Here is a 14,086-nt window from a genome sequence, read left to right on the forward strand (position 1 = left end):
AGTAAGATAATTTTCAATTAGAAAATATCTTACTGCTGTTTTTTTAGGGATTTATGTCCCAGACTCATTTCGTATATATTAAAATCAATGAGGATTATGAGATGAGGTTATTCTGAGATTGAGAATTCAGCTGATGCTTCGAATTTAACATCTTTACCTAGCATTACTCCACCAGTTTCAAGTGTTTGGTTAAAGTTAATGCCATATTTTTCTCTGTTGATTATACCAGTAACAATAATACCTGTTACTTGAGAACCATCCATAGGATTTTTACTTACGCCGTTAAACTCAACGTCGAATGTTTCTTCGTTAGTGATACCTTTAATTGTTAAATCACCTACAACTTTGCTTTCTGTAATTGATTTTGTCACAAAAGTGATTTTATCAAATTCATCAGTACCAAAGAAATCACCAGATTTTAAGTGGTTATCACGTGCTTCGTTTTTAGTGTTAATTGAGCTTGGAATAATTGTTGCAGTAGCTTTTAAAGTGCTGAAGTCATTAATATCTCCTTCAACAGCGACATCAAATTGATCGAATGAACCTTTCACTTTAGAAACCATTAAATGTTTAATTTGGAACTCTAAACTACTGTGTGCACCATCAAAAGTAAAGTTTGTCATAATATAAAACCTCCATATTTTTATCTCTTAGATATATTTTTTATACTTGATATACATACGATACCACTTGAAAAACAAAGATGCAAGCATTTTATTTCGAATTCGAATATTTTTTTATGATGCATATAAAAGACATATCTATAAAACACCACACTATTGTTATACCCTAGTCAATTAATTCAAACATAAATAAGTGTAACCAACGTTCAATAAATTTAGTTAATGAGATAAATCTGACTATTATTATCATTTTTATAGTCGCTACTATTGACTTTGTAACAAGTGACTCGTACTATTTTAATATAATTCTGAAAATTCAAAATATATAACCTTAAATATGTAGATAATATTTTTTGAAGTTTTAAAAAAAGGAGGCATTTTATGGGAAATTATTTGGTATTGCAATCAGATTTTGGACTTAGTGATGGCGCTGTAAGTGCAATGTATGGAGTTGCATATACTGTAAGTGATGATATACGTGTCGAAAACTTAACGCATGATATACCACCGTATGACATTTGGGTAGCGTCATATCGTTTATATCAAACTGTAAAATACTGGCCTAAAGGCACAGTTTTTGTATCAGTGGTAGACCCGGGTGTAGGTAGTGATAGGCGGAGCATTGCTTGCTTAACATATTCAGGTCATTACATTATTACACCTGATAATGGCTCTTTAAGTCATATCAAACATTATGAAGGTATTAAAAAAGTTATCGAAATTGATGAAGTGAAAAGCCGATTGCCTCATTCGGAAGAAAGTCATACTTTTCATGGTAGAGATGTTTATGCATACAATGGAGCGAGATTAGCTGCAAATAAGATAGCGTTTGAACGTCTCGGTCAGGCAATTAATGTTGATAGTATTGAGGCATTAGAAATAAGTGAAGCGACAAAAAATGAGGATTCTGTTACAGGAAGTATTGATATTTTAGATATCAGATTTGGGTCATTATGGACAAATATTCCATTGACATTCTTAAAATCCTTGGAAATTGTTCATGGCAATAATTTGGTGGTAACAATTTATCATCAAGATAAGAAAGTCTATCAAAATATTATTAAATTTGCGCGATCGTTTGCAGATGTTAATGTGGGTGAACCTCTTGTGTATGTTAACTCGCTAGTAAATATTGGTGTAGCGGTCAATCAAGACTCATTTTCAGATTTATATCATATTGGTACTGGAAATGATTGGACGATTCATTTATCTAAAGCACCATCGATTTAATGAATTTTTTATGTGAGGAGTAATGAAGATGAAAAAACAAGATATTTCAGTTAAAACTGTTGTTGCAATTGGTATAGGAGCAGCGGTCTTTGTAATTTTAGGGCGTTTTGTTGTAATACCAACAGGGTTTCCTAATACGAATATAGAAACATCTTATGCATTTTTAGCATTAATATCTGCAATATTTGGACCTTTTGCTGGTTTAATGACTGGATTAATTGGTCACGCTATTAAAGATTTCACTACATACGGTAGTGCCTGGTGGAGTTGGGTTATTTGCTCGGGAATTATAGGCTGTTTATATGGATGGATTGGCCTAAAATTAAATCTTTCTTCAGGACGATTTTCTAGGAAGTCGATGATTTATTTTAATACCGGTCAAATTATTGCGAATATTATTTGCTGGGCACTTATTGCACCAACATTAGATATTTTGATTTATAACGAACCAGCTAACAAGGTTTATACACAAGGTGTTATCTCTGCAGTATTAAATATTATTTCAGTTGGCATTATTGGGACAATATTATTAAAAGCATATGCTTCATCTCAAATAAAAAAAGGTAGTTTACGTAAAGAATAATTATTTTGTTGAATCAGATATGTAAATGAATGTAGAAAGGTAATGATATATCATGACTGAACCAATTATCTCGTTCAAAGACTTTAGTTTTCAATATCATAGTCAAGCAACACCTACATTACAGAATATAAATGTTGATATTTATCCGGGAGAAAAAGTATTAGTAGTTGGTGCTTCGGGTAGTGGTAAATCGACTTTTGCAAATTGCATAAATGGATTAATTCCATTTAAAACTAAAGGTAACGTAACTGGGGAACTACATATAAATAATCAAGATGCAACTGTTAGTTGTTTACATAAAAGATCTAATGTTGTTGGTACAGTTTTACAAGATACAGATGGACAGTTCATAGGCTTAACAGCAGCTGAAGATATGGCCTTTTTATTAGAAAATAATTGTGTTGAACAAGATGATATGAAGAAAAACGTGAGTTATTGGGCTGAAAAAGTTGATATGATAGAACATTTAAATCACCGACCGCAAGATTTATCTGGGGGTCAAAAACAACGCGTTTCATTAGGTGGTATATTAATCCATCGTACCCCTATTTTAATATTGGATGAGCCACTGGCCAATTTAGATCCTGCGACAGGACATGAAACGCTGAGATTGTTAAATAATATTCATGAAGAAACAAAGTCAACGATGATTATTGTCGAACATCGATTAGAAGAATCATTAGATGATACGTTTGATAGAGTTCTTCTTTTTAAAGATGGAAAAATCATCGCTAATACAACGCCTAGTGATTTGCTAAAATCATCTAAGCTTAAAGAAGCAGGAATACGTGAACCATTATACTGTACAGCGCTTAAATATGCAGAAGTAGATGTTGAATCCATTGATAACTTAGCGAATTTACGTGAAGTTTGTATGAGTGAACATGTTAAATTTAAAGTGAAAAAATGGATAGATAAAACATCTTCAAATGATGATAATAAGTACAAATCTGAACCGCTATTAGAATTAAATGAGGTGTGTGTTCAATATAGTGACTATAGTAATAGTGTACTTAATAATGTTCAATTAAATGTTTATAGAAGAGAAATGCTTAGTATAGTTGGTCACAATGGTGCCGGCAAATCAACACTTGCTAAAGCAATTTGTGGATTTTTAGATATAACAGGTAATATCCAATTTTGTAATAAGGGATTTAATCAATTGTCAATTAGCGAACGATCTGAATTCATAGGTTATGTGATGCAAAATCCAAATCATATGATTTCCGAAAAAATGATTTACGATGAAGTAGCATTAGGGTTAAGAGCACGAGGTATGAAAGAATCAGATATAAAGATACGAGTAGAGAATGTGCTCAAAATATGCGGACTTTATGCATTTCGGAATTGGCCAATTGCAGCTTTAAGCTATGGTCAAAAAAAGAGGGTCACTATAGCATCTGTTTTAGTCTTAAATCCGGAAATAATCATATTGGATGAACCGACTGCTGGTCAAGATTTCTATCATTATAATGAGATAATGTCATTTTTAATTGAGCTAAACAGACAGGGGAAGACGATTATTATGATTACGCATGATATGCATTTATTGTCTGAGTATAGTTCAAGAACAGTTGTATTATCAAAAGGTCAAGTCGTTGCTGATACCACGCCAGTATTGGTTTTAAATGATAAAAAAATCTGTGAGATTGCATCATTGAGACAAACATCGCTATTTGAAATGGCCGAATATATAGGGATTAGCGAGCCACAGAAATTAATACAATTATTTATTAACCATGATAGGAAGGTGAGACGCCAATGAATCAATATAATACTATAGGTTTTCACCCGGGAAATAGTCGTATTCATCAATTAAATGCGACTGTTAAACTTTTATTCTTATTAGTTGTTTCTATTTCTGCAATGGTGACTTATGACACAAGATATTTAATTTTAATTAGTGTTTCATCTATTTTATTGTTCAAATATGCTCATATTGAATGGAAACAAGTTCGTTTTGTTGTTAAATTTATTCTGTTTTTCACAATATTAAATATTATTGCCGTATATATATTTGATCCTGAATATGGTGTGAAGATTTATAATCAGCGTACAGAGTTAATCAATGGTATTGGTCGATTTACGCTAACATCACAGGAATTATTCTATCTGTTTAATCTAATATTAAAATATATTAGTACAGTTCCTTTAGCGTTAATATTTTTATTCACAACGAATCCGAGTCATTTTGCTGCAAGTTTAAATCAGCTAGGTGTGAATTATAAAATCAGTTATGCAGTATCACTAGCATTAAGGTATATTCCAGATATTCAAGAAACATATTTTAATATTTCACAAGCGCAACAAGCAAGAGGATATGATAATTCGAAAAAGGCGAAATTTACTAGCCGTGTTAAAGGTATCAAACGCATTGTGTTACCTTTAATATTTTCTAGTATCGAAAGAATTGACACTATTAGTACTGCTATGGAGTTAAGACAATTCGGACAGTATAAAAGGAGAACCTGGTACGTCAAAAAACAATTAAAAAAAGATGATTATGTTGTTTTGTGTTTGACGTTAATACTTCTGATGTTAGTAGTTACATTATTCTTTTTAAATAATAGTCGATATTTCAACCCGTGGCATTAGTATTCATATAAATAGTCTTTAAATAGAAATAGGAGGGAGACATTTAATGATAAATACTGAAAGATTAAATTTAATGATTCCAAGTTCCTCGCATTTAATTGATCTTTATAATATTTGTAGTCATCCACAAGCAAATATATACACTCCCAAAGGTTTACATAATTCCAAATTAGACACACAACGGTGGATTGAAAAATGGCAAAACCATTGGCAACAATATCAATTTGGTTACTTTGTATTGGTGAAAAAAATAGATTGTAGTGTTATTGGTATTTGTGGATATGAATATCGACAATTAAAGCAAGAAACAGTATTAAATTTATTTTATAAATTACATCCAAGTTTTGAAGGACAAGGGTACGCATGTGAGGCTATTACAGCAATCACAAATTTTGTGAATTATATCGATCAAGAAACAGTAAAAGTTATCAGGACAAATAAGTGTAACCAACGTTCAATAAATTTAGCAGAAAGACTTAATTTCAAGCGAGACGATACAATGGACGACATTATCAATCAAGGAGATATTGTGTTTTATAAATAAAATACTATGACATTATCTAAAAAATAAAATTAAAATCCCAACAGTTTCTTAAAAAGTTATGAGCCACATAATAAAAATGTTATAATTGTGCATAATAAAACATAGGGAGAATGTTTAATGCATAAAAAATATTTATTGCTATTTTTTCTGTTATTATCAGTTGCATTGTTATATAGCTGTTCCAAGCAAAATGAGAAAGCTCAAAATAAATCTGTTAATCCAAATGAGTATGCAATGCATAAATCGAAAATGGATGAACATTGGGAAACATATCACGGCCAAGTTTATCATGTGTTTTATCATCCATTAATTACAGACCCAAAAGTTGCGTTTACAGGAGATACACACCAAGCTAAGGGCAACAATGATTGGATGATTACTGTAAGTGAATTTAAAAAATCATTGAACGAATTATATAAAAATAATTACATCATCGTTAATCCACATGATGTATACGACTTATCATCTCATCATGTAAAAGCCAAAAAAGTAAAATTGCCGAAAGGTAAAAAGCCGCTAATCATCTCAATTGATGATATGAATTACTATAGTTACATGAGACACCATGGTTATGCTGACCGCTTAGTACTTGATAAAAATAAGCATGTTGTATCTGAAACGACAGACTCAAAAGGCCATGCTACTTATTCTGATGACAATGATATCGTGCCAATTTTAAATAAATTTGTAAAAGAGCATCCAGATTTTTCTTTAAATGGTGAAAAAGGTGTTGTTGCTTTAACCGGTTATGAGGGTGTATTAGGATATCGCACGAATGAATTAACGAGTAAAGATTATACAAAGAATAAAAAGGCAGCTGAGGAAGTTGTTCGCGCAATGAAACGGGATGGATGGTCATTTGCGAGTCATTCATATGGTCACATTAATTTTGAAAAAACATCTTTAGATGGTATTAAACGTGATACTAAAAGATGGAAAGATGAAGTTGAACCAATTGTAGGTAAAACAGATATGTTTGTATTTCCACATGGCGCACAGGATAGACATACACAAGCGTATGATTATTTGGTCGATAAAGCAGGCTTTAAATTTATTGCAGGTGTCGGTCCAAACAATTTTACAGATATATCAGCAACGAACGTTTACCAAGATAGGGTTGCGATTGATGGTCTAAACTTATTTGAATTTAAATATAAACTCAAACCGTTTTTTAATCCTGAAAATGTATATAGTAAACAAGATAGACAATTCTTTAAAGGTAATCGGGATTATGAAGAATAGTTAAATTTAATAAAAAGATAGAAAGAAAATAACTTTACATAATAAGGCAAGGACAATATGTGCAAGAAGTACAACTTCAATATAAAAATCTTGGTTAAGCATTTTTATAGGCACAAATGTCTTGCCTTTTTCTTTTGAAAAAATTTAAAACCAATACACCGAATTTTCTGAAAAATGTTGTAATGTATTGCTAAAAATGATAAGTTATTAAGCATATTACACTTTAGTATGGTAGAGAAGTAAAGTGAACAACAAAAATACCAGGTGATTTTAAATACAGTATTGAAAGTAAAGGGTGGTCGAGTGAATAATTCAGAACAATTAATTGCGTTAAAAGAATCGGAAACAGCATTTTTAAAATATTTTAATAAAGCAGATTATGAGTTAGTTGATTTTAGTTTGGTTGAAAAGTTGGACTGGAAACAATTGAACCATGAGGATTTGCAGCAGATGGGTGAGCGAAATTTTTGGCAACATGAGCATCAAATTTATGCACTTCGAAATGATTTTACAGATCAATTATTGCGTTATTACTCAATGTATCCAACTGCAGCAACAAAAGTGGCATACACAGGTTTAATCATTCGGAATAATGAAGCGGCTGTACAAGTTGGTTTGGAAAACTATGCACCATCATTAGCGAATGTACAACAGAGCTTAAAGCTATTTATTCAGTTTATTCAACAGCAGTTGAGAGACAACGTGCATTTTGTTGTATTGGGACATTATCAATTGCTTGATGCGTTACTCGATAAATCGTTACAAACACCAGACATACTATCAATGATTGAGGAACGTAATTTATCGGGATTGGTTACATATTTGTCGACTGAACATCCAATCGTGCAAATCTTGAAAGAGAATACGCAACAACAATTAAATGTATTGGAACACTATATTCCAAATGACCATCCAGCACTCGTTGAATTAAAAATATGGGAACGTTGGTTACATACACAAGGTTACAAAGACATCCATTTAGATATTACTGCGCAGCCACCTAGATCCTATTACACAGGTTTATTTATTCAATGTCATTTTGCTGAAAATGAATCTCGAGTTTTAACAGGTGGTTATTACAAAGGAAGCATCGAAGGGTTTGGATTAGGATTAACACTTTAAGTAAGGGAGTATGCACAATGTTAAGAATCGCCATAGCAAAAGGGCGTCTAATGGATAGTTTAATTAACTATTTAGATGCAATTGAATTTACGACATTATCAGAAACATTAAAAAATAGAGAACGCCAATTATTATTAAGTGTAGATAATATAGAATGCATTTTAGTAAAAGGGAGTGACGTGCCAATCTATGTGGAACAAGGAATTGCAGATATTGGTATCGTTGGTAGCGACATTTTAGATGAGCGTCATTACAATGTTAATAATTTGTTGAATATGCCTTTTGGAGCATGTCATTTTGCGGTTGCAGCGAAACCTGAAACGACCAATTATCGTAAAATCGCAACGAGTTATGTTCATACTGCTGAAACATATTTTAAATCAAAAGGCATTGATGTCGAATTGATTAAATTGAATGGTTCTGTTGAATTAGCTTGTGTCGTCGATATGGTAGACGGAATTGTCGACATCGTTCAAACAGGTACTACGCTAAAAGCGAACGGACTGGTTGAAAAGCAACATATTAGTGATATCAATGCAAGGTTAATAACTAATAAAGCAGCTTATTTTAAAAAATCACAATTAATAGAGCAATTTATTCGCTCTTTGGAGGTGTCTATTGCCAATGCTTAATGCACAACAATTTTTAAATCAATTTTCATTAGAAGCACCATTAGATGAGTCATTGTATCCAATTATTCGCGATATTTGTCAGGAAGTTAAAGTTCATGGAGATAAGGCTTTGAAAATGTATAATCTAACATTCGATCATACGAAAACAGATCATTTAGAAATTAGTCATGAACAAATTAAAGCAGCATTTGACACATTAGATGAAAAAACAAAACAAGCATTACAACAAAGTTATGAAAGAATTAAAGCATATCAAGAAAGTATTAAGCAGATGAATCAACAGTTAGAAGAATCAGTGGAGTGCTATGAAATATACCATCCACTAGAAAGTGTGGGTATTTATGTGCCTGGTGGCAAAGCAAGTTATCCATCAACGGTTCTAATGACAGCGACTTTAGCACAAGTAGCGGGTGTAGAAAATATTGTTGTTGTGACACCACCTCAACCTAACGGAGTATCCCAAGAGGTATTAGCTGCATGTTATATTACGCAAGTTAATCAAGTGTTTCAAGTTGGTGGTGCTCAAAGTATTGCTGCATTGACTTATGGAACAGAAACGATACCTAAAGTTGATAAGATTGTAGGTCCAGGTAACCAATTTGTTGCATATGCCAAAAAATATTTATTTGGACAGGTAGGTATTGATCAAATTGCAGGACCAACAGAAATAGCACTGATTATTGATGACACCGCAGATTTAGATGCCATCGTATATGATGTATTTGCGCAAGCAGAACATGATGAATTAGCACGTACATATGTCATTAGTGAAGATGCGCAAGTCCTTAAAGATTTAGAATCACGTATTGCTAAAGCATTGCCTAATGTGGACAGATACGACATTGTTTCTAAAAGTATCGCTAATCAACACTACCTTATCCATGCTAGTAATTTTGATGAAGCATGCCACGTTATGAATACAATCGCGCCTGAACATGCGTCGATTCAAACAGTAAATCCTCAACCATATATTGAAAAAGTGAAATATGTGGGCGCATTGTTTATTGGACATTATTCGCCAGAGGTCATAGGTGATTATGTCGCTGGACCTAGTCATGTATTACCTACAAATAGAACAGCTAGATTTACCAATGGGTTATCGGTCAATGATTTCTTAACACGGAACACGGTCATTCATTTATCAAAAGATACATTTGATCAAATTGCTGATTCAGCACAACATATTGCTCATGTTGAAGCATTATACAATCACCAACAGTCTATTTTAATACGTCAGTCTTAGGGGAGTGTAAATGAAATGATTTATATTGATAAAAATGAAAGTCCAGTTACGCCGTTGGATCAAAAAACAATGACGTCTATTATTAGTGCAACGCCATATAATTTATATCCTGATGCAGCATATGAACAATTCAAGGAAGCTTATGCTAAGTTTTACGGATTATCGCCTGAACAAATTATTGCAGGAAATGGCTCTGATGAATTGATTCAAAAGTTAATGCTGATCATGCCAGAAGGTCCGGTATTAACGCTAAATCCAGATTTTTTTATGTATCAAGCATATGCGGCACAAGTAAATCGTGAAATTGCATTTGTAGATGCAAGATCAGATTTAACGTTTGATTTGGAAACCATTTTAACGAAAATCGATGAAGTACAACCATCATTTTTTATTATGAGTAATCCACATAACCCTTCAGGCAAGCAATTTGATACGGCATTTTTAACAGCTATTGCAGATAAGATGAAAGCAATAAATGGATACTTTGTCATTGATGAAGCATATTTAGATTATGGCAAGGCATATGATGTTGAAATGGCACCACACATTTTAAGAATGCGCACATTATCAAAGGCGTTTGGAATTGCCGGCTTAAGGTTGGGTGTATTAATGAGTACTGTTGAAACGATACAGCGTATTCAAACAATAGAACATCCATATCCATTAAATGTATTTACGCTAAATATTGCGACTTATATTTTTAGACATAGAGAAGAGACAAGTCGATTTTTAACAATGCAACGACAGTTAGCTGAGCAGTTAAAACAAATATTTGATACACATGTTGCAGATAAAATGTCAGTATTCCCATCAAATGCTAATTTTGTACTTACTAAAGGTTCAGCGGCGCAACAATTAGGACAATACGTATATGAACAAGGATTTAAACCTCGTTTTTATGATGAGCCGGTGATGAAGGGCTATGTAAGATATTCAATTGCAACAGCATCACAGTTAAAGCAATTAGAAGAAATTGTTAAAGAATGGAGTGCAAAATATGATTTATCAAAAACAACGAAACACAGCTGAAACACAACTAAATATTTCAATATCAGATGACCAGTCACCATCGCATATTAATACAGGTGTGGGCTTTTTAAATCATATGTTAACCTTGTTTACGTTTCATAGTGGACTATCGTTAAACATCGAGGCACAAGGTGATATCGATGTAGATGATCACCATGTAACTGAAGATATCGGCATTGTTATTGGCCAATTGTTACTTGAAATGATTAAAGATAAAAAGCATTTCGTTCGTTATGGAACGATGTACATTTCAATGGATGAAACATTAGCACGTGTCGTTGTGGATATAAGTGGGCGCCCATACTTATCTTTCAATGCAACGTTAAGTAAAGAAAAAGTTGGTACGTTTGATACGGAGTTAGTAGAAGAATTTTTTAGAGCAGTCGTAATCAATGCAAGATTAACAACGCATATTGATTTAATTCGTGGAGGTAATACACACCATGAAATTGAAGCTATATTCAAAGCATTTTCCCGTGCATTAGGCATAGCGCTAACTGCAACTGATGATCAGCGTGTGCCGTCATCGAAAGGTGTGATTGAATGATTGTCATCGTTGATTATGGATTAGGGAATATTAGTAATGTAAAACGTGCTATTGAACATTTGGGGTATGAGGTGGTTGTCTCAAATAAGCAAAATATAATCGATCAAGCAGAAACAATCATATTACCGGGTGTCGGTCATTTTAAAGATGCGATGTCAGAGATAAAGCGATTAAATCTCGATGCAATATTGGCTAAGAATACTGATAAGAAAATGATCGGTATTTGTTTAGGCATGCAATTAATGTATGAGCATAGTGATGAAGGCGATGCATCTGGATTAGGGTTTATCCCAGGAAATATTTCGCGTATCCAAACAGAATACCCAGTGCCGCACTTAGGTTGGAATAATTTAGTGAGTAAGCATCCTATGTTAAATCAAGATGTTTACTTCGTACATTCTTACCAAGCGCCGATGTCAGAAAATGTCATTGCATATGCGCAGTATGGGACTGATATTCCAGCAATTGTTCAATTTAACAATTATATTGGTATTCAATTCCATCCTGAAAAAAGCGGTACATATGGGTTACAAATTTTGCGTCAGGCAATACAAGGGGGATTTATAAATGATTGAATTATGGCCAGCGATTGATTTGATTGGGTCAACAAGTGTGAGGTTAACAGAGGGTAAATATGATAGTGAAGAAAAAATGTCGCGTTCGGCTGAAGAAAGTATTGCTTACTATAGTCAATTTGAATGTGTGAATCGTATTCATATCGTCGACTTGATAGGTGCTAAGGCACAGCATGCCCGAGAGTTTGATTATATTAAGTCATTGAGGAGATTAACAACCAAAGATATTGAAGTAGGTGGTGGCATTCGCACGAAGTCACAAATCATGGACTACTTTGCCGCAGGAATTAATTATTGCATAGTTGGAACGAAAGGTATTCAAGATACAGAATGGCTTAAAGAGATGGCACATACATTTCCAGGTCGCATTTATTTATCTGTTGATGCTTATGGAGAAGATATTAAAGTGAACGGATGGGAAGAGGACACAGAGTTGAATTTATTTAGTTTTGTGAAACAGTTATCGGATATACCTATTGGAGGCATTATTTATACTGATATCGCTAAAGATGGCAAAATGTCCGGACCTAACTTTGAATTAACTGGTCAATTAGTAAAGGCAACGACGATTCCTGTCATCGCGTCTGGTGGTATTAGACATCAGCAAGATATTCAACGATTAGCGTCGCTAAATGTTCACGCTGCTATTATAGGAAAGGCTGCACATCAAGCATCATTTTGGGAGGGGCTAAAATGATTAAAAAACGTATCATTCCATGTTTAGATGTCAAAGATGGTCGTGTCGTTAAAGGGATTCAATTTAAAGGATTAAGGGATATTGGGAATCCTGTTGATTTAGCAATGTATTACAATGAAGCGGGTGCTGATGAGTTAGTATTTTTAGACATCTCTAAGACGGAAGAGGGTCATAGCTTAATGCTAGAAGTGATTGAACAGACAGCGTCACGCTTGTTTATCCCTCTTACTGTAGGGGGTGGGATTCAAAGCCTTGATGATATTACCCAATTGTTAAATCATGGTGCAGATAAAGTATCATTAAATTCAAGTGCTTTAAAAAATCCACAGCTAATTAAACAAGCGAGTGATAAATTCGGTAGACAATGCATCTGCATAGCAATTGATAGCTATTATGATCCTGAAAGAAAAGCACATTATTGTTGTACGCATGGCGGTAAAAAATTGACAAATATTAAAGTATATGACTGGGTACAGCAAGTAGAACAGTTAGGTGCAGGTGAGCTCCTCGTTACAAGTATGGGGCATGATGGTATGAAACAAGGCTTTGATATTGAGCATCTTGCAAAAATAAAATCCCTTGTAAATATTCCAATCATTGCTTCTGGTGGTGGTGGCAATGCACAACACTTTGTAGAATTATTTGATCAGACGGATGTTTCTGCAGGTTTAGCTGCAAGTATATTACATGACCGAGAAACGACGGTTCAATCTATTAAAGAAGCGATACGGCAAGGGGGTATAGCAGTAAGATGACCAATTACAAAATTGATTTTAGCAAAGGTTTAGTGCCAGCAATTTTACAAGATAATCAAACAAAACAAGTATTGATGTTAGGTTATATGAATCAAGAAGCTTTTGATAAAACGATAGAAGATGGTGTGGTATGTTTCTATTCGCGGTCGAAACAACGCCTATGGACAAAAGGTGAAACATCTGGTCATACGCAACGTGTTAAAGATATTCATGTAGATTGCGATAATGACACTATTTTAATTGATGTCATACCAAATGGACCAACATGTCATACAGGCAGTCAAAGTTGTTTCAACACAGAAGTTCCATTTTCAGTACAAACATTAGCGCAGACAGTTCAAGATAGTGCCCAATCCAATAATGAAAAGTCATATACGAAATATTTATTAACAGAAGGTATAGAAAAGATTACAAAAAAATACGGTGAAGAAGCTTTTGAAGTCGTAATCGAAGCAATTAAAGGTGACAAAAAAGCATTTGTAAGTGAAGTAGCAGATGAACTTTATCATTTATTTGTCTTGATGCATGCGCTAGGCGTTGATTTTTCAGAAATTGAGGCAGAATTAGCGCGTAGACATCATAAGCGCAATAACTTTAAAGGCGAACGACAAAATATCGAACAGTGGTAAAGCAAGTATGGACTGAGATATAGAGAAAAGGATCATGGCT

At 33.5% G+C, this 14,086-nt stretch carries 14 protein-coding genes and 1 pseudogene; 14 read left to right on the forward strand and 1 reads right to left on the reverse strand.

What is annotated here, in order from left to right:
- Nucleotides 1-107: 107 nt before the first annotated feature.
- On the reverse strand, nucleotides 108-623 hold the full coding sequence (locus NST10_RS09980) for a YceI family protein (protein WP_000181127.1): 516 nt from the start codon (nucleotides 621-623) through the stop codon (nucleotides 108-110).
- A gap of 381 nt (nucleotides 624-1,004) precedes the next feature.
- Between NST10_RS09980 and NST10_RS09985 the strand changes: the two genes are divergently transcribed.
- From NST10_RS09985 to hisF, 14 genes and pseudogenes are all read left to right on the forward strand, one after another.
- Nucleotides 1,005-1,853, forward strand: coding sequence for an S-adenosyl-l-methionine hydroxide adenosyltransferase family protein (locus tag NST10_RS09985; protein ID WP_339209779.1), 849 nt, complete (start codon nucleotides 1,005-1,007; stop codon nucleotides 1,851-1,853).
- A gap of 28 nt (nucleotides 1,854-1,881) precedes the next feature.
- Complete coding sequence (locus tag NST10_RS09990; RefSeq protein ID WP_000743709.1) at nucleotides 1,882-2,436, forward strand: ECF-type riboflavin transporter substrate-binding protein; 555 nt, start codon at nucleotides 1,882-1,884, stop codon at nucleotides 2,434-2,436.
- A gap of 52 nt (nucleotides 2,437-2,488) precedes the next feature.
- Nucleotides 2,489-4,201 carry an ABC transporter ATP-binding protein gene (locus tag NST10_RS09995; protein WP_000138663.1) on the forward strand — a complete coding sequence of 571 codons (1,713 nt, stop codon included), beginning with the start codon at nucleotides 2,489-2,491 and terminating at the stop codon, nucleotides 4,199-4,201.
- The gene (locus NST10_RS10000; RefSeq protein ID WP_001077828.1) at nucleotides 4,198-5,031 is read left to right on the forward strand and encodes a CbiQ family ECF transporter T component; all 834 of its coding nucleotides are present in this window, start codon (nucleotides 4,198-4,200) and stop codon (nucleotides 5,029-5,031) included. The genes NST10_RS09995 and NST10_RS10000 overlap by 4 nt, the downstream gene beginning before the upstream one ends.
- A 46-nt stretch (nucleotides 5,032-5,077) precedes the next feature.
- Nucleotides 5,078-5,575 carry a GNAT family protein gene (locus tag NST10_RS10005; RefSeq protein WP_000610969.1) on the forward strand — a complete coding sequence of 166 codons (498 nt, stop codon included), beginning with the start codon at nucleotides 5,078-5,080 and terminating at the stop codon, nucleotides 5,573-5,575.
- Nucleotides 5,576-5,692: 117 nt separating this feature from the next.
- Nucleotides 5,693-6,817 (forward strand): polysaccharide deacetylase family protein, encoded by a 1,125-nt coding sequence (locus NST10_RS10010; RefSeq protein ID WP_000549234.1) that lies wholly within the window; start codon nucleotides 5,693-5,695, stop codon nucleotides 6,815-6,817.
- 303 nt (nucleotides 6,818-7,120) lie between these two features.
- Complete coding sequence (locus NST10_RS10015; protein ID WP_001065582.1) at nucleotides 7,121-7,939, forward strand: ATP phosphoribosyltransferase regulatory subunit; 819 nt, start codon at nucleotides 7,121-7,123, stop codon at nucleotides 7,937-7,939.
- Nucleotides 7,940-7,956: 17 nt separating this feature from the next.
- Nucleotides 7,957-8,571 (forward strand): ATP phosphoribosyltransferase, encoded by a 615-nt coding sequence (gene hisG / locus NST10_RS10020; RefSeq protein WP_000944135.1) that lies wholly within the window; start codon nucleotides 7,957-7,959, stop codon nucleotides 8,569-8,571.
- Nucleotides 8,564-9,814, forward strand: coding sequence for a histidinol dehydrogenase (gene hisD, locus NST10_RS10025; protein WP_000930640.1), 1,251 nt, complete (start codon nucleotides 8,564-8,566; stop codon nucleotides 9,812-9,814). Before hisG ends, hisD begins: the two co-directional genes overlap by 8 nt.
- A 15-nt stretch (nucleotides 9,815-9,829) precedes the next feature.
- Nucleotides 9,830-10,843: a histidinol-phosphate transaminase gene (locus tag NST10_RS10030; RefSeq protein WP_000639198.1), complete on the forward strand. Its 1,014-nt coding sequence runs from the start codon at nucleotides 9,830-9,832 to the stop codon at nucleotides 10,841-10,843.
- The gene (gene hisB, locus NST10_RS10035; RefSeq protein ID WP_000640272.1) at nucleotides 10,812-11,390 is read left to right on the forward strand and encodes an imidazoleglycerol-phosphate dehydratase HisB; all 579 of its coding nucleotides are present in this window, start codon (nucleotides 10,812-10,814) and stop codon (nucleotides 11,388-11,390) included. Before NST10_RS10030 ends, hisB begins: the two co-directional genes overlap by 32 nt.
- Nucleotides 11,387-11,965 (forward strand): imidazole glycerol phosphate synthase subunit HisH, encoded by a 579-nt coding sequence (gene hisH, locus NST10_RS10040; protein WP_000635613.1) that lies wholly within the window; start codon nucleotides 11,387-11,389, stop codon nucleotides 11,963-11,965. Before hisB ends, hisH begins: the two co-directional genes overlap by 4 nt.
- Entirely contained in the window at nucleotides 11,958-12,662 is a 705-nt protein-coding gene (gene hisA / locus NST10_RS10045) for a 1-(5-phosphoribosyl)-5-((5-phosphoribosylamino)methylideneamino)imidazole-4-carboxamide isomerase (protein ID WP_000571739.1), read from the forward strand. The genes hisH and hisA overlap by 8 nt, the downstream gene beginning before the upstream one ends.
- Nucleotides 12,659-14,046 (forward strand): annotated as a pseudogene (gene hisF, locus NST10_RS10050) (imidazole glycerol phosphate synthase subunit HisF). The gene hisA and the pseudogene hisF overlap by 4 nt, the downstream one beginning before the upstream one ends.
- The last annotated feature ends 40 nt before the right edge of the window (nucleotides 14,047-14,086 follow it).

The organism is Staphylococcus sp. FSL W8-0305 (assembly GCF_037966415.1).
Classification (GTDB): Bacteria; Bacillota; Bacilli; order Staphylococcales; family Staphylococcaceae; genus Staphylococcus; species Staphylococcus aureus.